Here is a 22,013-nt window from a genome sequence, read left to right on the forward strand (position 1 = left end):
TATGAAATTTAGATATCTTTTTATTTCCATTTTATGCTGCATTGCTTCCGTTGGTTTTGCACAAAAGCATCTGACGATATTGCATACGAATGATACTCATAGTTGTGTGCTCCCTTTAAAGACAACTTTAGCTGACACATTGCTTGCTGGACGTGCTGGATTTATACGTCGTATTTCAATGATAGAGCAGGAAAGGGCTAAGGATAAGAATTTGCTTCTTTTTGATAGCGGTGATTTTTCTCAGGGTTCACCATTCTATACACTTTTCAAGGGTGATGTCGAGATTGGATTGATGAATAGAATGCATTATGATGCCGGAACAATTGGAAATCATGAGTTTGACTACGGTATGCAGAATATGGCTCGTATATTCAAAATGGCTAATTTCCCGATATTGTGTTCTAATTACGATCTTAAAGGAACTCCACTTGATGAGGTTGTAAAGAAATACACAATAATAAAAAGGAATGGCGTTAAGATTGGTGTGTTTGCACTTGATCCAAAGTTGGATGGTCTAGTATCAAAGGCTAATTATGGAATTATAAAATACTTGGACCCTATAGCTGTTGCAAACGATATGGCAACTATGCTCAAGAATGACAAAAAGTGTGATTTGGTTATATGTATTTCTCACCTTGGTTGGGAAGAAAATGGTATGGGTGACCAGATGATGATTGCCGGATCTCGAAATATAGATCTTGTTCTTGGTGGACATTCTCACACATATTTTAAGACTCTTCGTTATATTAAGAATCTTGATGGAAAGAATATTCCCGTTGACCAAAATGGTAAGAATGCTATTTATGTCGGCAAAATGATATTAGATCTTACTCAAAGTAAAAAGTAAGTACTATCATCTTAGAGTGTGCTTCGTTAATCGAATTCGAATAAGGAAGCATACTCTTATCTTCCATGCTTTTTATATGATCTTTATCCAGGCTGTTTAATAGACTATACATGAATTTAAGTTCAGGTCTGACTTTAAAAAAAGGAAGATAGAAATCACATCCTACTCCTATTTCGGCAAATGTATCGTATCTTTTTAATTTGATATAGTCTTTATCTTTTCCGCTCAGGTTTATGGCTGGTGTAATTCCTCCAAGAATATACGGACGGTGATTATTGAAGCGTGGTGCTGCAAATATCAGGTCTACTGGTGCACAGATATATACTGTCTTCATGTCTTGTTGTTCTTCAGTCACAGTTTCTGTGCTGCTATTGTGAAATACAATATGTCGTGAACCGAAAAACATAGTAGGTGCTACGCGTAATTGCAGAAATTCATTTATTCTGAATTCACCATATACACCAACATTGAACCCCATGTCCCATCTGCTTTGATCAGTTGTTATGAGTTGTTTTGTAACAGTTCCGTCTTCGTTAGTAATCGTTTGTGGTCCAACATTCATAAGTTCTAAGTCTTGCACATGTGTACCTATGGAGATGCCTAGATGAAATGGGCGCAAATCCGTGTATGGGCGGTTTTGTACAGTTCTTTCCTGACTGTTTGCCAGTATACTGCTGCTTATGGCAATACTTGCTATTATAAATGCTTTTATATTCATTATCATATAAACGTATTATTGCATTTCTTATTGTATAGTTCTTTATTGAGATAAAGTATAAATAATTTAAAAAACCGTACCTAAAAGTAGGTATTTCGATTTTAATATGTATCTTTGCAACGTACTTTTTTGGCTAAAAGCCAGGGGTACATATTACAAAAACATTATTAATATTATAATTTAAATTTATTATGGCTTACGTAATTAGTGATGACTGTATCGCTTGTGGTACATGTATTGATGAGTGCCCATCTGGAGCAATCTCTGAAGGTGAAAAGTATTCTATTGATCCTGATATGTGTACAGAGTGTGGTACATGTGCTGATGTTTGTCCTAACGAGGCAATCAGCCTTCCTGAGTAAGGAATAACTGCAAAAAATATAAGCGACACGAAAGTGTCGCTTTTTTTGTGCCCATAAGTTAGAGTCCTTTTTTAGTAAGCTTCGTGGGTTAATCACTCATATTCATATTAACAAAAAAACAGACAAGATAGCTTGCGCTCTCTCGCCTGTTCTGTTTAGTGTAGTTATTATTAAAAAATTATTTTTTAACATCTTCTGGCTTATCCAATCCAAGAGCTGCACGAGCATTCTTGTCATTTGGATCAAGCTTTATCAACTGTTCATAGATAGGCTTTGCTGCATCAAGATTCTGCTTAGTGATCCAATAATAGTAACCAAGGTTTGCTAATGCAGACTTCAATGTGTTTGTATCATCTTCTTCGCGGTTTTCCTTGTTACCAAGCATATCAACAACCTTGTTGAAGTATTCAACGCTCTTTTCATCTTGACCAGCCTTAGAAGCTTGCATACCAGCCATGTTGTTTACCCATGCTGCGATTGTAGGCCACTTAACTGCCATCTGATCATATATACTGTAAGCTTTGTCTAGGTTAGCCTGTTTGTTAGCATCTCCCTTTGCAGCCTTCTGTATGTATATGTTAGCGAGTTTAGCATAATCTGATGGTGTTGCATCCTGATTGTTTGCCATGTATTTCTCGCTGTATTCTAAAGCTTTGTCTTCCTGACCCATCTCTGCATAAGCATCAGCAATGTATTGATATGGTTTGAAGTTGTTCTTCTCCATTTCAAATGCTTTGTTGTATTGGTCGATAGCCTGTTGGTACTGCTTATTTCCCTTCAGTGCTAAACCATAATAAATATAGTCACGGGCACTCTTTTCAACAGAGTCTGTAGTGACAATCTTGTTAGCATAAGTGATTGCATCGTCAAATTTCTGAATGTCTACGGCACTCCACAATGCTACACGTTCAAAAGTAATGTTTTGAGCAAACTTCTGTGCACCGAATTTAGCTATTTCAAGACTTTCATCTTTCTTATTGTTCATGTATGCTGATACAGCATAAGCTACAAGATAATACTGGTCTAGATTTTCTTTCTGTGTCTTTGCGAAATATTCGTATGCCTTAGCATAGTTTCCACCAAGATAGAAGTTGTTTCCAGCTTCAGCCTCGATAGGGTAGTCTGGGCGAACTTGCTTCAAAAGGTTTAAAGCTCTTTCGCTCTCTTCCGGGCTACGCTTTCTGTAAACATTTGCATAACGCATGTAACCATTAGGATTTTTAGGATCCATAGTCATACTTTGCTGATACCACATAGCTGCATCACCACCGTCATCTTTCATTGCTGCGATATCACCAAGAAGAACGTATGCATCACCACAATCCTTGTACTTTTCAATAACCATGTTACCGATAGCTGAGGCATCGTCGTATTTCTTACTCATCAACAAGGTATTACCAAGTGCCACAAGAGCTTTTGGATCCTTCTTGAATGCTTTTTGATACTCTTTAGTCAAATCCTTTAGTCCTTTAGCGTCAAGGTTTGGGTTAGACTTTAGTGTCTGCTCTATTGGCTTCAGTAAATCACTGTAATTTGCGTTCTGTGCCATTCCTGGTACTGACAATCCCATCATCAGCAAACCAGCTACAAGGTATTTAATCTTTTTCATAATCTTGTTTAGTTATGTAACATTTATTGTTTTCATCTATGACGATAAAATGGATGAAAAGTTTAAATCTTAAATGTTTAATTCTTTACTTTTACAGTTCTTATGCTTATGTCACCTCTATAGGGCAGTAAGCCTGATTTGAAGATAATAAGTTGTCCTGTTGGACTTGATATATAGTTGGCGAAACTCCAAGGCAATGCTTTGCTTGGGTCTACGACTATAGCGTATATAGTTCTTGCGAATGGATATCTTCCATCTAGCAGGTATGCCTGATATGGCTTCCAACTGTTCATTGGTGTAGCCTTGTCCTTTATGGATACAGACATTACATGGATATTCTTCTTAAATGTAGTGTTTGTGGTATCTCGCTTGTCATTAAGCCAGTTTGAACCAATAACACCAATGGCGTTAGGATTTTTGCTTACGAAGTTGATAACTTCCTTGCTGCTGTTTGCTGCAACGATGTTGTCACTTATGATTGGTTTGCCGTCAAGTATAGAGTCTACTACATAATGTAATGTTGCTGAACTCTTGTTGTCAAACACAACCTGTATGCCACCTCTCTTTGATCCTGGATATATTTGATTCCAGTTCTTTACCTTTCCGCTTAATACTTTCTTTACGTCGTTCACAGTCATGCAAGTATCGTTATTGTTCTTGTTTACGATAAGTGCAAGTCCGTCGTAGCCGATAGGAAACACAGAAGGTATAATGTTTTTAGTCTTGATGTAGGCTATTTCACTTGGTTTCAAACCACGTGAAGTGATTAACAGGCAAGTCTTTAGGTCTCGAATCATCTTCAGACCGGTTAGCTCGTCTGTATACAGAGGTTTAAGATGCGCTTTTGGGTATTCAAACTCAAACTGCTGTCTTTCTTCCTCAATGATTGGACTAAAACTTTCGTCAGAGACGAATTGAATCGCCCCTGACGTCGGTGTATCAGTTCTACTACCTTTAGGTTTATTCTCATTACAAGATGAGAATACGCCTAAAGATAGGGTTAGTCCTATAAATATATAAGATATGTTCTTATTCATTTACTGCAATTTAAATTGCACAGGTACATTAAATTTAACACGAACAGCAGAACCATTCTGCTTACCTGGTTGCCAGTTAGGCATGCTGCTTACGACGCGAGCTGCTTCACGGTCAAGTGATGGGTCAACAGAGCGTACAACATGTACATCTGTAATAGAACCATCGCGCTCAACAACGAATGAAACGGTTACACGACCTTGAACACCATTTTCCTGAGCAACTACTGGGTACTTAACGTGTGAGCTAAGATAGCTCAGAAGTGCGCCTTGTCCTCCTGGGAATGAAGGCATAACTTCTACAACGTCGAATACCTTGTTGGTAACTTCTTCCTTTGGAGCTGGTGGAGGAGTGTTTACAGCGATATCGTTGCGCACAGCCTCTACGTTACGATCCTTAGTTCCCTCATGGTTTTCTGTACCAACGGCAACCTTGTCGTCCAACTTATCCATCTGCTTGATCTGATTTTCCTCTTTTACGAGTTCATCTTTCTTAATCACAGGAGCAGTAAACTTCTGAGTTTGACGAGCAACAGGAATCTCTTTCTTTGGTTCAACTTTAGGTTTAATAACCTCTTTCTTCTCGTTTTTCTTAGCATCTTTCTGGAGTTTAGAAAGTTCCATAGCCTCCATGTAAGCTGCTTGCTGTTCAGCCTGTTTTTGTTCAATGACTTTCCATGCAAGAAAACCTCCTACTAGAGCTGCAGCAATGACTAAGATTATAAGAGATTTGATGTTTCGTCCAGAAGTACCCTTACGAAGCTGGTAAGCTCCATAAGTTTTGTTCTTTCCGTCGAACACCATATCGACCCATTTAGGATCGTATAAGTCTATTTTTGCCATTTTGTTTCTTTTTAAATTGTTTCGTTACTTATCGATTAGAGTCTTACGCCTTTCAACTTAAGAAGTTTCGCGTCGTCAGAATTAATCTTATCGATAACGTAAGTACCAATACTTAGAATCTGCATTTCATCAAGAGCATCCACCATATTCTTATATGATGCATTGTCTGAAGGTTTGATGATGATTGTCAAAGTAGGAATCTTACCGTCTTTGAGCTTACCACCCTTGATTTCGCTAAGTCTCTTCTGATATATACTGTCTGTGTACATCTTTGGGTTCTTAGCTTTATCAGCGTTAAGTTCTTTAACTGCAAGTTCGATACGTGTTACAGGTTTTACTCCATTTGCTGTAGAGTGATTTCTCAAGATCTTGCGAATACCATCATTTCCCCAAGTTGTTTCCTTGAGCCATGCTGGGTTTGTATACTGAGGGATACCCTCACCATAGAAAATCTTGTTATCAGCTGTTACATATAGAATAATTGACTCTGAAGCCTTAGCCTCATTCTTCTGATTATCTTGAGTGTTCTTGTCATTACTAGGCATTGTCAGCTCCATTGTCTGGGGCTTGCTCAATGTTGTACACAGCATGAAGAACGTGATAAGAAGCATGAGCATATCCACCATAGGCGTAAAGTCTACGCGAACATGAGCCTTTTTTTGTTTGCTTTCTTTCTTTGCCATTTATTCGTCCCCCTGTTTTTTAAGCTGTGTAATCATATAATAATGACTTTCGTCCATATCCTGGAGCTCATTCATTACCTTCTTAACAGTCTTATAAGGTGTTGTAGCGTCTGCCTTTAGAGCTATTTTGAGGTTGTCATTTGCTCTACGAGCCTGATCAACCCACTCTTGGAATTCGCTCATGCTACCTTTGATACTATCCAATGGAATACCTTTGGTGTTAAGAGTCTTCTGACGTGCCTGTGTAGACATTGCCAAATAACCGCTTAGTTCATTCATTGGAACACCAAATGTTGATTCGTTCTTGAAAGTCTTAGACTGCTTTTCACTTAGTTTCACACCAAACTTGCCAGTCATCGCATCTAGGGTCTGACCTAACAGGTCGGTGTTATCTATACTCATAAATACCTGACCTTCGCCTGTTGGCTTACCGGCTTTGTCCTTTTCTGGACTTACCAAGATGGTCAGGACGCCGTTCTCAGGCACCTTTATCTCAGACACAGACCCTGGAGTGTTCACCTTCACTGGCTCATTCTTTACGAATGTAGATGTCAGCATAAAGAAGGTAAGCAGAAGGGTCATAACGTCTGACATAGGCGTCATATCGATCCAAACGTCACTTTTCTTAATTTTTACTTTACCCATAGCGATAAATTTTTAAAGGGTTAGCAAAAATTAAGCTTCTTCTGTATGGTTAGCTTCGTATGTCTGTGCAATTGAGTAACCTACTTCGTCTAGAGCGTATGTTAGCTTGTCAACCTTGTTTGTGAAATAGTTGTAAGATACAACAGCACACCATGATGTACCGATACCGAAAGCAGTATTGATCAAAGCCTCAGAAATACCTGCAGAAAGTGCAGCTGAGTCAGCGCCACCACCTGCTGACAAAGCAGAGAATGAACGGATCATACCAACAACAGTACCAAGAAGACCTGTAAGTGTACCAAGAGTTACGATAGTAGCTACGATTGGAAGGTTCATTGTAAGAGTTGGCATCTCAAGCTGAGTTGCTTCCTCGTGAGCCTGCTGAATCTTAGAAACCTTCTGTGACTTCTTAAGAGTTGCATTAGCACCTGACTCCATTTCCTTGTAAGCGTTAAGAGAAGCTGAAACAACATTTGCTACAGAACCCTTCTGCTTGTCACAAAGCTGCTGTGCTTTTGCAAAATCGTTAGCGTAAAGAGCTGCCTTGATGTTTGCAACAAACTTAGGAAGTGAACCCTTACCGAAAGCTGTCTTAAGTGCAAGTGTACGCTCAATTGACATAGCCAATACAGAAAGAAGAAGAGTGTGGATAACTGGTACGATAACACCACCCTTAAAGATTGTACCCCAAACGTCAGCTGGTGTAGTCTTTGCTGCTCCATCCTGGAAGTGCATTGGGTTACCAAACCAAAGGTTGAACAATGTAAAAGCGATGATTCCGCAAACGACGATGATCCAGAATGCGCCTCTTACTCCCTGAAAGCCCTCTGATTTCTTAGGGCTGGCTGTTTTTTGTGTAGTTGCCATAATTTAAAATTTTTAATTTTTAGTTATTAATAATATTAATGTTTATTTCGATTTAATGTTATTGTCAAAAGATGCCTTGCGGTCCTCGTACTTTTTTTGTTTGGCAAAGATAGCAATTTATGAATAACTACGAACTTAATTAAGAAGTTTTAACGATAGATTGCTTTAATTTTAATCATATCGTTATCAATTTTTCTTTTTTGTTTCGTTCTTGCTATTTTAACTTTGCTAAAATTTCCTTGATTCTGCGCATTGCTTCTTTAATGTTCTCGTCACTTGTTGCATAACTCATTCTAAAACATTCTTTATCCCCGAAGGCATCACCTCCAACTGTTGCGACATGAGCTTCTTCCAGTAGGTAGAGGGCAAAATCGGTTGAGTTGTTGATTGTCTTTTCGCCATTGCTCTTGCCAAAGAAACTGCTGCATTTAGGGAATATGTAGAATGCACCTTCTGGTACGTTAACTTCCAGTCCTGGAATGTTTTTAGCTAGTTCTACGATGAGGTTACGACGGCGTTCAAATGCTTGGCGCATATCCTCTACGCAACCTTGCTCTAGTGTATATGCGGCTTCTGCAGCTTTCTGACTTACTGAGCATGGTCCACTTGTGTATTGTCCCTGCAACTTGTTGCACCCTTTTACGATCCACTCAGGAGCAGCTATATAACCGATTCTCCATCCTGTCATCGCATAAGCTTTTGATACACCATTTACGATGATAGAACGTTCTTTCATTCCTTCAACCGTAGCTATGCTCGCGTGCTTGCCTATATAGTTGATGTGTTCGTAAATCTCGTCAGCCAGTAAATACATACCATCATGCTTCTTGATTACTTCTGCTAGACTAGCAAGTTCTTCCTGTGAGTAAACACTACCTGTAGGGTTACTTGGTGAACAGAGGATAAGCATTTTTGTCTTAGGTGTTATAGCTGCCTCAAGCTGTTCTGGAGTCATCTTGAAGTTCTGCTCAAATCCTGCATTCACAAATACTGGATTTCCACCTGCTAGTTTCACCATCTGTGGATAGCTTACCCAATATGGAGTAGGTATAATAACTTCGTCTCCATCGTTTACTAATGCCATCAAGGTGTTGCATACACTCTGTTTTGCACCGTTGCTTACCAGAATTTCATTAATAGTATAGTCTAGTCCGTTCTCATTCTTCAGTTTGGCTGCTATTGCTTTGCGCAAGTCTGGGTAGCCTGGTACTGGTGAGTACCTTGAATAGTTGTCGTCAATTGCTTTTTTTGCCGCTGCCTTTATGTGGTCCGGCGTGTTGAAATCAGGTTCACCGACACTCATGTTAATGACGTCGATACCCTGAGCTTTCATTTCATTACTTTTCTGCGACATAGCAAGTGTTGCTGATGGCGCAAGACGATTTAAACGGTCTGATAACTGTCCCATAATAATTCTTCCTTCTGGTTATTTGTTTTAAATATATACTTTATTTAAAAGGTAGTGCAAGTTAAGTGCAGAATCATCAAGTTTACTTGAATGCTATGCCTTGACGTAGCCTACTTTATGCAAAGGTAGTGCAAGTTAAGTACAGAATCATCAAGTTTACTTGAATGTTATGCCTTGACGCCGCCTACGTTATGCAAAAGTACGCATTTTATTCTTTTCGACGAAGAAAAGGTGACATAATTTACGTTATTTATTACTTATTCAACAACAAATGTTATTTTAAATGCAAAATATGTCCCATTCTGTCACGTTTAGTTTTCAAATACCTCTCATCATATTTGTTTGGCTCTATCTCTATTGGAACATTCTCTACGATTTCCAATCCATAAGCTTCAAGTCCAACTCGCTTTTTTGGATTGTTTGTCATAAGTTTCATTTTGTGTACTCCAAGATGTCTCAACATTTGAGCGCCACAGCCATAGTCTCTTTCATCTGGTTTGAATCCCAAGTGTATATTTGCGTCGACAGTATCGTAGCCTTGCTCTTGCAGTTTGTATGCTGCAATCTTATTCATTAATCCTATACCACGACCTTCTTGCTGCATATATATCACAACGCCTTTACCTTCTTTTTCGATCATCTCCATAGACTTGTGAAGTTGCTCTCCGCAGTCACAGCGTTGGCTGCCAAGGATGTCACCTGTTGCGCATGATGAATGTACTCTTACCAAGACAGGTTCGCCTTCTTTCCATTCACCTTTTATAATAGCCATGTGCTCCAATCCGTTGCTTGTTTGGCGGAAAGGAATAAGGTGGAAATGTCCGAATTCTGTTGGTAGATCAACCTCGTCGCCAACTTCTATTGTTGATTCTGTTTTCAGTCTATATTCAATAAGGTCTTTGATTGATATGATTTTCAGACCCCATTCCTGTGCTCTTTCTTTAAGCTCAGGCATACGTGCCATCGTTCCGTCTTCACTCATTATTTCCATCAGTGCGCCTGCTGGGTACAATCCTGAAATCTTGCACAAGTCAACAGCGGCTTCTGTGTGTCCGCTTCTGCGTAGCACTCCGTTTTCCTGTGCATATAGTGGATTGATATGTCCTGGACGACCGAATGTCTCTGGAGTAGAAGTGGGGTCGGCAAGAGCCAATATTGTTTCTGCACGGTCATGAGCTGAAACTCCTGTAGTGCATCCTTCCAATTTGTCTACTGTAATTGTAAAAGGTGTACCTAACATTGATGTATTTTCTGTTACCTGATGAGGCAGGTCCAGTTCGTCGGCTCTTGACAGAGTTATTGGTGCACAAAGTACGCCACGGGCGTTCTTTAGCATGAAGTTAATCTTCTCTGCTGTAATCTTCTCTGCTGCGATAATCAAGTCTCCTTCATTCTCGCGGTCCTCGTCGTCAACAACAATGACAAACTTTCCTTCTTTAAAATCTTTTATGGCATCTTCGATGCTGCTTAATTTGAACTCTCCCATAGTTATCTTGTTTTAATGATAGGTCTTTCAATTTTAATATACCTATTTTTATATATATAATCTAATTATTTTATTGTTTGCATATCCGATATTCTTCTTGTGATGTTATCGTTGGTCTGTTTTATCGTTTTCAGATCACGCAACAGTCTCATTCTGAATCCAAACATTCTGAAGTAGAAGAATAAACCTAGTGGTAGTATCACCGCTGAAGCGATGTTCATCCATTTACGCTCGAACGGACGCGTGTGAGCTTTCACAGAAACTACCGGATAGTTATTCAATTCACTCAGTATGTAGTTGTCTCTTGTGTTTGATAAGTCGTTTATCACGTCTTCCAAATCCTCGCTAATCCTTTTTATCTCGTGATCAGGATGATACCTGAAGAATACGTTTATAGGATTAGGCATGCCTATAAGTTTTTGTGCCTTTGAGTAATTACCAACATCGTTGCTTATCGTTCCAAGGCGTATTGCGTCGTTGGTGTATTTCGGGTCTTCAATCACAACTTCCTTCGCAAATACGTGACGTTTTATTCTAAGTCCCAAAATCTTTCTTATGATCTCTTTATACAAGTCGAGATTGAACACCACAGAATCTTTGTTTGCCTTGTATGTCACGAATACAGCTATTGGCATTAGCACAGCCGTAGCAAGTCCCTTTCCAAACCATACAGACCACATGCCACCGCGCGCCATTCTGTATCCTGAGTTGTCAAGAATATAATACACGATAAAAACAAGTACCGATATGATAACCGGTATTCCCAGTCCTCCTTTCCTTATGATAGCTCCCAGCGGGGCACCGATGAAGAAGAATATCAGACAGGATAATGCTACTGTAAACTTATTGATAGCCTCAATCTCGTGGTCATGAATGATCTTGTCGCCGTCTTTTGTTATCATACTCTTGAAGTCAAGGTCGCTCACGGCAGCTTGTGTTCTTGATAAAGCGTCGTTCACAACTTGGCTCTTTTGGCTTGCCGGCAGATGACTGTATGTAGAGTCTATATTAAAGTTGTTTGCCATGCCTGCCTTGATAGCGGCTAAGGAGTCACGCTTGTTGATCTTCGGCGTAAAATACATACCCATTTTCTCGTCCTTATAATAAACATGTCCTATGCTGTCATAAGCTATGTTGAGCGAGTCTATGTCATGAAATATCTTCTTGAGGCTTTTTCCCCTTGCGTCGTTTGATAAACTGGTTGCGTCAGCCATATTAAAGTCGCCGTCAAAATCAAGTACAATCTTTTTTGCCGTGAACGTTTCCCTGCGGTATGGCACAGCCGCACTGTTGCCGAACGCTTCTGTTTGCATATTCTCAAACCATTCGCCACTCCACAAGTGCAATAGCAAGTGTTTTTTCTCAGCAGTAGCTTGTAGCATAGCTGAGTCGGCAAGGATTATCGCTTGATCTTCGTAGCTACCTGTCATTCGGTATATCATCACGCCATATAGCATACCCGTCTTGATGTCTTTTTTCTGAACATACAAGTTGCTGTTAGGTATTCCGTCATAGAATACACCTTCTGGAATTTCAAGTTCAGGACTTTTCTGCTTCATAGACATAAGCAACTGTCCTATTTTCATATTAGCAGTAGGTCCTATGTTATTTTGAAAATAGAAAGATATACCGCTGATAACAATGGTAATAACGATAAGTGATCTGAATGATTGTATCAGTGATATTCCTGCTGCTTTTATTGCTGTTAGCTCACTGCTTTCACCTAAGTTACCGAAAGTAATTAATGAAGACAGCAGTATGGCTAGTGGCATAGCTTGTGGAACAAGCATCAGTCCCATATACCAGAAGAACTGTGCCAGTATCTCCATTGATAGGCCTTTACCGATAAGTTCGTCTATATATCTCCAAAGAAACTGCATCATAAGCACGAATTGGCAAATGAAGAATGTTCCTATGAAAAGCACACCGAATTGCTTTGAGATAAATATGTCTAATTTCTTTATTCGAAACATCTGTACTATGTAATATTCACGCACGTGCGCGTAATTTAGTTTGCAAAATTAGTATAAAAATATTAGAAATCTCCCATTTTTCATCTTTTTTATCAAATAACATCCGTTACTATCTAAATTCGAATAACAATGAGATAACTTGATTAATTGAGCAATTAGATTTTTTCCGAAACATCGGTGCCAAACAATTTTTTCATTCGTCTAAAAATAATTTCCAAATAAATTTTGGTAATTAAAAACTTTGTATTACCTTTGCACCCGCAAACAGCAGTAATGCTTGTTGTGATGGCGGGATAGCTCAGCTGGTTAGAGCGTCGGATTCATAATCCGGAGGTCGTGGGTTCGGGTCCCACCCCCGCTACAAAGAGAGTCACGAATATTTTCGTGACTCTTTTTTTTGTATCTTAAAAACGGTGTGAATATATTGAGACTTTGTGAATTCCATGATACTCTAATTGCCTAACAATAAGCAATCCGAAATTTTCTTCGGTAACAATGTATATAGAGAAATATTGCTGTCCGATAAAACTTTTTGAGTAATAACAAAAAAGGCTGAATTCATTTCTGAGTTCAGCCTAAAATGTGTTATCTTTGTCTTTACCACAAAATAAATCTAACACATGGGCAAAAGTACACATTTTATCGGACAGCCGCTCTATAGTCAGGTAATAAAATTACTTGATAAGTCTAAAATTATTGAAATCAGTCGTGAAAATGGTGGAGAACGTTATATTAAGCGCTTCGACAGCTGGACTCATCTGGTTGTAATGCTCTATGCCGTAATTATGCGTTTTGATTCTCTTCGCGAGATAAGTACCTCACTGCAAGCTGAAGCGCGTAAACTCTGTCACCTAGGTATTAACATGATGACATCCCGCAGCACATTGTCAGATGCCAACAAGAGGCGTCCAGATGCAGTATTTGAGGCTATATACCGTGATTTGTATGCTACTTATCACACTCGTCTTTCATCGGACAGCCGAAGTGGTAAGGAACCTAAATGGATGAAACAGCTGCAAATAATAGACTCCACAACCATCTCTCTATTTTCGAACCTACTCTTTAAAGGTGTTGGACGTCATCCTAAAACAGGCAAGAAGAAAGGCGGTATTAAGGTTCACACAGTAATCTATGCAAATGAAGGAGTTCCTTCTGATATAAAGTTTACCTCTGCAGCCACCAATGACTCATTTATGCTCAGACCTGCGGTATTGCATAAAGGCGATATCATGGCAATGGATCGGGCTTACATTGACTACGAAAAACTAGAAGAGATGACGCAAAAAGGAGTAATCTATGTTACGAAGATGAAAAAGAACTTGAAATACAGAGTATTGAATGATACTATGTATCAAACGCCTAATGGACTTATGGAAGTGAGAATACAACATGTCTGTTTTACAAAGCATCTAAAAGAGAAAGATATCATTCATTATTCACGGATTATAACTTATGTGGATGAAAAAAAGAAAAAACTTATCCCATTGCTTTCCAACGACATGGAATCTGAGCCCACTGAAATCATTGACATGTATAGGAAACGCTGGGAAATTGAGTTGCTCTTCAAACAGATAAAGCAAAACTTTCCATTAAAATATTTCTATGGGGAAAGTGCCAACGCTATAAAGATACAAATATGGGTAACTCTCATTGCCAATCTGCTTCTAACGATCATGAAGAAGGGATTGACTCGTTCTTGGAGCTTTTCGGGATTAGCGACTATGATCAGAATAACACTTATGTATTATGTTGATTTTTATAGTTTATTCAACTACCCCGAAAAAGATTGGGAAACATATCTGAAAGAGAAGGCAGAGAGTCCGCCAGAACTATCACTTTTTTGATTAAGGAGGCTTGTTCTACAAAATAATGATCCCGAAGTCTTATTTTAAAGGGCTTCGGGAACTATCTATATCATATTTTTAGTTTTATCGGACAGCAATAATAGAGAAATAATGTTTATTGATATCTTTTTTGCTAATAATAATTTTAATAGAAACAAAAAAGAGGGGCAGCTCGTAAGCCATCCCTCAATAGTTCCTTTTATAGTGCAGTTTGAGGGTCGTAACCAACAAGTGCACTGTATTTACGTTGCAAATTTACTACTATTTTTGGTAATACGAAATTTTTTTGTGATTAATTTCAAATTTCATTTATAATTAATCCAGAATTGTCTAGTACAATATCTCTAACAGTTAGATATGGAATTCGTTCATATGCTTTTAGTAGGTCCGCTTTCATCTCTGTAACCCTGTTGGCAGACACTTGTTTCAAAAGGTATTTGAATACGAAGTATGCTCCTGCTAGCATTGTCCTACGGCAACCAAGATTTCCTAAGGGCCCATCTCCAATAGCCACTGGTAAATTAAGGTCAAAAAGAACCTTTTCATGTGCGCAGCAGTTGCGTAGTCTACGAACAGTGTTTATATAATTTGAAAATTGAGATGGGTGGCTCATTCCATAGACATTAGATATGTCACATTTTAAATGTGGATTTTTTAAATTTTCATATAGTTTGATAATGGTGCCAAATGACATGAATTCTAGAGCTTTCCATGCCGGAGCATAATCTCTTTTACCATGCTCCTTTTTGTCATGAATAATAAGTGGCTCTTTGTTTACATCTCTTAGAGCTTTCTCATATTCTAGACTTTCTATGGCGGCTTTGTTGATGATATTTTCATCCACGTACCAGTAAGGATTATCTTTATATGAGTTTGATACATTATAGAAGATTGTGGTACGGAAATTAACCTCTATACGGCTGATATATCTGAGAAGTAAGTTTCTAAGATCAAAGTCAAAATAGTATAGTTTGATGGCATAGTCAAAATTGGTCCCTGCTTTTAGGCAATGGGCTCGTCTCGTTTTTCTTGGATAGGTTTCTTCAAATGGAAACCAATAAAACCCTAACCTGTAATAACCGATGTCCAATAAATTCTCTCTAGCCTTATCATCATTATCAATGATCATCCCGCGAGATTTCAATTTTTCAACCTGTTCATCGACTGTTGTTGCCTTTTTATTTTCTGCCATTTTTTTCCTTTTAGATGCAAATATACATAAATTTTAGATTATGAGTGAGCGTTTTGGTATATTTTGTTGTAATTCAAGATAGTTTTGATATTTTCGTTAAAAGGATTTGAATTTTCTGTATTTAATATCCTTTATGTTGACTTATCGGCTCTTTTTCTGTATGACAAAAGGTTTCTTTATCATGTCATTAAATTCCATAATTAATAATCGTATGAGGTAATCAAAACGGAGTATATATATGGGATTTCAGAGATAAATATTTCTTGGTACCTTTAGGTTCGTTTCATGCAAGTTTTTCAAGCCCAATATGTGATAAAATTAGTTTCTGTATTTTATTTATTCTATGAACATCTAGCTGTACTCAACATGTCAAAGTAAGCAAGCCTCCTCTGCTCATAACTTATCTGGAACTATTCTGTCCGCTTTCGGTACACCTTTTAGGTGTGTTTTCTTGCGAGCTTATAAAGCTCAATAATTAATTTTGGGCCGTTTCTTTCCTTAGTTTCTTTGATTTATTTCATGAATATCTAGCTGCATTCAACATAGCTCAAGTAAACTTGGCTCTGTCTTCGTTTGCACGACATGCCCGCGAGAACGGCCGTTATTGTTGTTATATGCTAAACCCCATGTTCTCTCGCAGATAACGCAGATTATCGCAGACAAAATGCAATAGCATGAAATACATGTCCTCCCGCAGATTTAATACATCAACGTAAACGGCCTATTCTCTCGCAGATAACGCAGATACTCGCTGACAAACCGCAAACAGCATGAACCGCATATCTCCACTATGTGGTATCTGTCTTTGTCAGCGCTATTTGCGGCATCTGCTTTAGCAGATCAATTCTCCCAACCTGTCTTTCTCTGCATAAATTTGCGAGATCTGCGGGAGATCATGCCGTTTTGCACATGTAAAAAGAAGCTAAGTGATTTGATCTTTCTTAATGAAACAAAGGGATAAAACGGAAAAACATGATTTTTCTTTGCTTTTTTAATCGTTTATCTTATCTTTGCATAAGATAAGGCGGCGCTCGGCATACCATCCAAGTAAACTTGATGCTTCTGCTCTTGCTTGCACTATCTTTGCATAAGATAAGGCTACGCTCGGCATACCATTCAAGTAAACTTGATGCTTCTGCTCTCGCTTGCACTATCTTTGCATAAGATAAGGCGGCGCTCGGCATACCATCCAAGTAAACTTGATGCTTCTGCTCTCGCTTGCACTATCTTTGCATAAGATAAGGCAGCGCTCGGCATACCATTCAAGTAAACTTGATGCCTCTGCTCTCGCTTACACTATCTCTGCAACAACTTTTATATAAAGAAAACATGATTAACTTAAAAAGGTTCTTGCCACTAATATTAACCATATTTGCACCTCCCACTTACGCGCAGATCTCATATAACGTGGAAATGCAAAACACATCTGGTACAGGCAGTCATAACCCTTTATGGCTCAACGCTAATAAATATGGCTTGAGTTCTATCGATAACCGAAATGGATATATCCGTGGTGCTGTAATGCGACCTTTTCAATTAGATTCGGCACGCAATTGGGCTGTAGGCTATTGCGCCGATATTGTAGCACCCTATAATTTCACTAGCCACTTCGTTGTTCAGCAGGCTTATCTTGATTTACGCTGGCGTAAAGGCTTACTCACTATTGGTAGTAAGGAACAGCCGATGGAACTGAAAAATCAGGAACTTAGTAGTGGTGGTCAATGCTTGGGTATTAACTCACGCCCTGTTCCACAGGCACGTCTTAGCCTTCCTGACTTTATTAATATACCCGGAACAAAAGGATTGTTGGCTTTCAAGGGACATCTTTCTTATGGTATGCTTACAGATGGTGGATGGCAGGAACAGTTTAATACGTCGAAATCTAAATATCAGAAAAATGTACTCTACCATAGTAAGGCTGTTTATGTGCGTATTGGCAACGAACAGCGCCATCCTTTTGAAGCTAACTTTGGTTTGGAGATGGCGACTACTTTCGGTGGAACAACATATCTAAATGGAGTAAAGACCACGCATCCTTCAGGGATAAAGAAGTTTATCAAAGCCTTAGTCCCTCTTAATGAGAAAGGTGATACTTCTGTTTATACTGCCGAAGGCAATATGTTGGGGGCTATGCTTCTAAGTGTAAGTTATAAGTTTACTAATTGGAAGCTTCGTGCCTATTACGATCATTATTTTGAAGACGGTTCCCAGATGTTCCTGTTGGATTATGATGGTTATGGTAAGGGAAGTGAGTGGAATAAGAAAGAAAAAAATCGTTACCTTGTCTATGATCCTAAGGATGCGATGTATGGCATAGAGGTCACTCTTCCCAAAAACCGATTTGTGTCTACTTTTGTAGGAGAATTTCTATATACCAAATATCAGTCAGGACCAATATATCATGACCATTCTGAAAATGCTCCCGATCATATCGGTGGACGTGATGGGTATTACAATCATGGAACCTATGTTGGATGGCAGCATTGGGGACAGGTAATAGGTAATCCGCTTTATCTCTCACCTGTTTATAATGAAGACGGAAGCCTGTATATAAAAAATAATCGTTTCATTGCATGGCACTTCGGTATTAGCGGAGCCCCAATCCTCGGCTTACATTATCGCTTGTTGATGACGTGGCAGAAAGGGTGGGGAACCTACGAAGTTCCATATACCGATGTCGAGAGAAGCTATAACATGTTGGCAGAGGTGAGGTATAATCTGCCTGATAAGCTAGCGGCTGTTAATACTCATGGTTGGGCTGTCAAAGTCGCTTTGGGTGTTGACCGTGGGCAACTTCGTGGCAACAACACAGGATTGCAGATTACGATATTGAAAAACGGAATACTAAACTTTAAAAGAAGATGAAGGATAATATCATATACATAGTAGCATTATTCATTATGTTAGTGTCGTTTCAGAGTTGCGAGTTTGAGGCTTCTGATAATGGCGACCTTGATGGTAATTGGCAGTTGATGCAGGTTGACACCATTGCAACCGGAGGTTCTTGTAATGTGAAAGAACATCAGTTGTTCTATGCTGTCCAAGTAAGGTTGTTATGTCTGAGTGCCTATAATACTGATGCCGAGTCAAATCTGTTCTTTCATTTTGAGCATACTGCCGACTCGTTGAAATTAAAGTCGGCAAGCAATGATGGACATGTAATGTATCCAGTTTCAATGCTTCGTCCTTATGGAATAAACAAAGAACAGGAAGCATTCAAGATTATGTTACTCAATTCAGATAGAATGCAGTTGCGTTCCGACAGTCTCCTATTGAGTTTCCGTAAGTTCTGACCGAGCATAAATCTGCATTTTGTTTAGCTGAAACTTTCCGCATTCTCCCGCTGATTTAATTGCATCAATGTAAACGGCCTATTCTCTCGCAGATTAAATACAATAGCATGAACTACATATCTTCATGCAGAGTAAATATAATATATTAACCCCATATTCTCTCGCAGATTACGCAGATAAGCAACAAACAGCGTGCACTGCATTGCCTCCATTATGTGGAACCTGTCTTTTATCTGCGTAAATCAGCGCTATCTGCGAGAGACCATGCCGTTTGTATATGTGAAAAACAAATAGGAAACAACACATCGAAGAATATCTAGCTGCGCTCGGCATAGTTCAAGTAAACTTGACTCAGCTCTCGCTTGCTAGATATTTAAATTCTTTCAATATCGGCTGCGCTCAGCATAGTTCAAGTAAACTTGACTCTGCTCTCGCTTGCACGATATTTCCGCGAGAAACGCGTGAACGGCTGTTATTGTGGTTTGTTTCATTTCCCCAACCTGTCTTTCCTCTGCGTACTCTGCGTACTCTGCGAGAGAATATTCATATAAGCGTACTCAATCAATCCGCACAAACTAAACCCCCATATTCTCTCGCAGATTACGCAGATTATCGCAGATAAAATACAAACTACATAAACTCCCTCCGTATTGCAACTGTCTTTATTTGGGTTATCTGCTGCATCTGCTTTAGCAGATCTATTTCCTCAACCAACCCAACCTGTCTTTCTCTGCGAAATAATGCAGCTTTGCTGTATTCCTCTGCGGGAGAATATGCTGTTCATACATGTATATAAAGGTGTGATGAATAGGAAACAACAATACTAATCTGTCTTTATTCCCTTTATAGCGTGTTCCCTACTGTTTTTTCTCCCTTAAAACTTGTATTGATATGTATTTTTTATTACCTTTGTATCGCAGAACAGTCATGAAATAATGAAATTCTGAAAAAGTACTAAAACTGTCAAATAACCTCCACGTATAGTGTAAGTTTCTGATAAATAATATTTTAGCCGTGGAGGATAACCTCCACTATCCTCCACTATCATGCACTGTTTTGTAAACAAAAAAGAAGAAAAACGCTTTAGAACATGAAAATTTCAATTATCAGAAAAGAAAAAGACGAAAAATTCTATACAAGAACTGAACTCGCCACTGTCTACGAAAACATTATCTCCGGCAAATATGCCGACGAAGTAAACAAAGTAAAAGAAGATTTCCCTCTCACCTTTCTTCACAATGGACCGAAATTCAACGAACTGGATTCCGTGAAAAAAGCTAGACGCATCTGTTTCGCTACCGAATGGAAAAAAGCCGATGGGAAAAGTGTCATCGAGAATTTCAATGGTCTTATCCTCCTTGAGATAAACAGACTCACAGATGAAGATGAGGCTAAGAAAATCCGAGAAATGGCTGCACAAATCCCTTACACCATCATGACATTCGCTGGAATCACAGGTTGCTCCGTAAAAATCGTATGCCAAGCAACATTTCCTGATGGCAAACTACCAGATGATGACCGACTGGCATTCGTCAATGAAGCCTACCGCAAACTTTTTTATATCTATAGCACTCAATTACAGATGGCAATAGATAAAATTCAACCAACGCTCGAATCTTCATGCTGTGTGTCGGTAGATCCAGATGCAGTCTTTCGTGAGGATGCCGTTCCACTGATTATCAATAATACTGAAAATACGCCTAGTCTCAAACCACTTGTGATGCCGAAAAAAGCTGATGAATTGCCAATCTTCCCAGGAAGAACCAAGTTGCAGACCAATCAGCTGTTTTTTCATTACTGTTTCATGGACGCAATTAATAAAACCCGACTTGACGATGAGGAATATAAAGTACCCAACTTCCTTACCCTCCTTGCAAAATATTGCTATGAATCAGGACTTCCAATGACGATGTGCGTAAAACTCATAAAGTATAACTCTGAATTCGGAAGCGATGGAGTCATGGTAGATAATATCTTTATGGAAGCATACCATAAGGAAATTGAGAAATACTATCCTGAAAAACATCTTTCTAAAGTCCAGCTCATGGCATTCAAGCAGGAAGCATTCATGAATACCTTTTATGAGTTCCGTAAGAATATTATTTCAGGAAAAAATGAATTTAGGTTTAAAGATGGATTCGACTACTCTTTCCGACCAGTTGAAAAGGAAGATCGTTACACTATGACACTAAAAGCCCAGAAAATGGGACTTGACTCATGGGATAAGGACCTTGATCGCTATCTTGATTCCACACAAATTCCACTCTATGACCCAATCAACGATTACCTTGATCACCTTCCGCAATGGGATGGGGTAGATAGAGTGAGTGAATTTGCAAAAAGAGTTCCTACAAATAATGCTGACTATGTACACAACTTCCATGTGTGGATGCTATCAATGGTGGCACATTGGATGGGGCGTACCAAAAAACAAGCAAATGCCATCGTTCCGCTTTTCATCGGAAAACAGGGTTGCGGAAAAAGTTCCTTTTGTGCGATAATCCTTCCGCCGACATTGCAAGATTTTTATAACAACCGTATTGATTTCAAGAACGACACTTCTATGTTTATGGCACTTACCAACACTGCATTGATAAATATTGATGAGTTTGATTCTGTGTCTTCAGGTAAACAACCGCTGTTGAAATATCTGATATCAACGCCTACCGTAAAAATGCGAATGCCCTATCAGGCAAGCATCTCCAACCGTCATCGCTATGCCAGTTTCGTGGCAACGACAAACAATGTCAAACCGCTGAAGGATCTAACCGGTAGCCGTCGTTACCTTTGCATCAAAGTAACTGACAACATTGATTTCACAAGTCCAGTGGAATATGAACAACTTTATGCTCAACTTGTTGCAGAGATAGCAGCCGGTGAACGATATTTCTTCAACGATGATGAGAACATGAAAATCATGGATGACAACAGACCGTTTGTTGCCATATCAGATATTGAACCAATCATCGACAGCTTGTTCCGTAAACCATATCCTGATGAAATGCCTGAAGAACTTGCTATACCAGAGATTATAGACATAATCAGGAGATACTATAAACTGATAGGTTACGACAAAAAGTCACTTGCCAATCTGGGACGCTTGTTGTCAAACCGTGGATTTGAAGTCAGAAAGACAAACAAGTGTATGAAGTATAAGATGGTGGTAACAGTATAAAGCTAAGAACGCAGTGACAACAAAAAATCATTTT

The 22,013-nt window shown here is 38.9% G+C and carries 17 protein-coding genes and 1 tRNA gene; 7 read left to right on the forward strand and 11 right to left on the reverse strand.

Annotated features, from left to right (window positions below):
* The first annotated feature begins 1 nt into the window (after nucleotide 1).
* The gene (locus tag HEQ28_RS12835; protein ID WP_434503030.1) at nucleotides 2–847 is read left to right on the forward strand and encodes a bifunctional metallophosphatase/5'-nucleotidase; all 846 of its coding nucleotides are present in this window, start codon (nucleotides 2–4) and stop codon (nucleotides 845–847) included.
* Here the strand turns inward: HEQ28_RS12835 and HEQ28_RS12840 are convergent.
* Nucleotides 828–1,565: a type IX secretion/gliding motility protein PorT/SprT gene (locus HEQ28_RS12840; protein WP_434503032.1), complete on the reverse strand. Its 738-nt coding sequence runs from the start codon at nucleotides 1,563–1,565 to the stop codon at nucleotides 828–830. The two genes, HEQ28_RS12835 and HEQ28_RS12840, sit on opposite strands and share 20 nt — an antisense overlap.
* Nucleotides 1,566–1,756: 191 nt before the next feature.
* Here HEQ28_RS12840 and HEQ28_RS12845 point away from each other — a divergent pair, with 191 nt between their 5' ends.
* On the forward strand, nucleotides 1,757–1,927 hold the full coding sequence (locus tag HEQ28_RS12845) for a DUF362 domain-containing protein (protein ID WP_018464828.1): 171 nt from the start codon (nucleotides 1,757–1,759) through the stop codon (nucleotides 1,925–1,927).
* Between the two features lie 178 nt (nucleotides 1,928–2,105).
* On the opposite strand, the gene HEQ28_RS12850 is transcribed toward HEQ28_RS12845, so the two are convergent.
* The 9 genes from HEQ28_RS12850 to HEQ28_RS12890 form a co-directional block, all read right to left on the reverse strand.
* On the reverse strand, nucleotides 2,106–3,536 hold the full coding sequence (locus HEQ28_RS12850) for a tetratricopeptide repeat protein (protein ID WP_434503034.1): 1,431 nt from the start codon (nucleotides 3,534–3,536) through the stop codon (nucleotides 2,106–2,108).
* A 77-nt stretch (nucleotides 3,537–3,613) separates the two neighbouring features.
* Nucleotides 3,614–4,573, reverse strand: a complete 960-nt coding sequence (locus HEQ28_RS12855; protein WP_434503036.1) for a PstS family phosphate ABC transporter substrate-binding protein — start codon at nucleotides 4,571–4,573, stop codon at nucleotides 3,614–3,616.
* Nucleotides 4,574–5,413: an energy transducer TonB gene (locus tag HEQ28_RS12860; RefSeq protein ID WP_434503039.1), complete on the reverse strand. Its 840-nt coding sequence runs from the start codon at nucleotides 5,411–5,413 to the stop codon at nucleotides 4,574–4,576.
* A gap of 35 nt (nucleotides 5,414–5,448) precedes the next feature.
* Nucleotides 5,449–6,096 (reverse strand): ExbD/TolR family protein, encoded by a 648-nt coding sequence (locus HEQ28_RS12865; protein ID WP_434503041.1) that lies wholly within the window; start codon nucleotides 6,094–6,096, stop codon nucleotides 5,449–5,451.
* A complete protein-coding gene (locus HEQ28_RS12870; RefSeq protein WP_434503043.1) occupies nucleotides 6,097–6,741 on the reverse strand; it encodes an ExbD/TolR family protein in 645 nt (214 codons plus the stop codon).
* Between the two features lie 30 nt (nucleotides 6,742–6,771).
* Nucleotides 6,772–7,608 carry a MotA/TolQ/ExbB proton channel family protein gene (locus HEQ28_RS12875; RefSeq protein WP_434503045.1) on the reverse strand — a complete coding sequence of 279 codons (837 nt, stop codon included), beginning with the start codon at nucleotides 7,606–7,608 and terminating at the stop codon, nucleotides 6,772–6,774.
* 214 nt (nucleotides 7,609–7,822) lie between these two features.
* Nucleotides 7,823–9,016 carry a pyridoxal phosphate-dependent aminotransferase gene (locus tag HEQ28_RS12880; protein ID WP_434503047.1) on the reverse strand — a complete coding sequence of 398 codons (1,194 nt, stop codon included), beginning with the start codon at nucleotides 9,014–9,016 and terminating at the stop codon, nucleotides 7,823–7,825.
* 274 nt (nucleotides 9,017–9,290) lie between these two features.
* Nucleotides 9,291–10,502: a bifunctional 3,4-dihydroxy-2-butanone-4-phosphate synthase/GTP cyclohydrolase II gene (locus HEQ28_RS12885; protein WP_434503049.1), complete on the reverse strand. Its 1,212-nt coding sequence runs from the start codon at nucleotides 10,500–10,502 to the stop codon at nucleotides 9,291–9,293.
* Between the two features lie 65 nt (nucleotides 10,503–10,567).
* Entirely contained in the window at nucleotides 10,568–12,475 is a 1,908-nt protein-coding gene (locus HEQ28_RS12890; RefSeq protein WP_434503051.1) for an LptF/LptG family permease, read from the reverse strand.
* Nucleotides 12,476–12,762: 287 nt separating this feature from the next.
* Here HEQ28_RS12890 and HEQ28_RS12895 point away from each other — a divergent pair.
* Nucleotides 12,763–12,836 (forward strand) — tRNA-Met (locus HEQ28_RS12895).
* A gap of 259 nt (nucleotides 12,837–13,095) precedes the next feature.
* Nucleotides 13,096–14,319, forward strand: a complete 1,224-nt coding sequence (locus tag HEQ28_RS12900; protein ID WP_434501766.1) for an IS4 family transposase — start codon at nucleotides 13,096–13,098, stop codon at nucleotides 14,317–14,319.
* Between the two features lie 298 nt (nucleotides 14,320–14,617).
* Here HEQ28_RS12900 and HEQ28_RS12905 read toward each other — a convergent pair whose 3' ends face one another.
* Nucleotides 14,618–15,511, reverse strand: a complete 894-nt coding sequence (locus HEQ28_RS12905) for an Abi family protein (RefSeq protein WP_434503053.1) — start codon at nucleotides 15,509–15,511, stop codon at nucleotides 14,618–14,620.
* 1,413 nt (nucleotides 15,512–16,924) lie between these two features.
* On the opposite strand from HEQ28_RS12905, the gene HEQ28_RS12910 reads away from it, so the two are divergent.
* From HEQ28_RS12910 to HEQ28_RS12920, 3 genes are all read left to right on the forward strand, one after another.
* On the forward strand, nucleotides 16,925–18,376 hold the full coding sequence (locus tag HEQ28_RS12910) for a capsule assembly Wzi family protein (protein WP_434503055.1): 1,452 nt from the start codon (nucleotides 16,925–16,927) through the stop codon (nucleotides 18,374–18,376).
* On the forward strand, nucleotides 18,373–18,804 hold the full coding sequence (locus tag HEQ28_RS12915; protein ID WP_434503057.1) for a lipocalin-like domain-containing protein: 432 nt from the start codon (nucleotides 18,373–18,375) through the stop codon (nucleotides 18,802–18,804). The genes HEQ28_RS12910 and HEQ28_RS12915 overlap by 4 nt, the downstream gene beginning before the upstream one ends.
* 1,090 nt (nucleotides 18,805–19,894) lie before the next feature.
* Nucleotides 19,895–21,979, forward strand: a complete 2,085-nt coding sequence (locus HEQ28_RS12920; protein ID WP_434503059.1) for a VapE domain-containing protein — start codon at nucleotides 19,895–19,897, stop codon at nucleotides 21,977–21,979.
* The last annotated feature ends 34 nt before the right edge of the window (nucleotides 21,980–22,013 follow it).

Origin of the sequence: Prevotella sp. (assembly GCF_051059605.1) — a bacterium.
Classification (GTDB): domain Bacteria; phylum Bacteroidota; class Bacteroidia; order Bacteroidales; family Bacteroidaceae; genus Prevotella.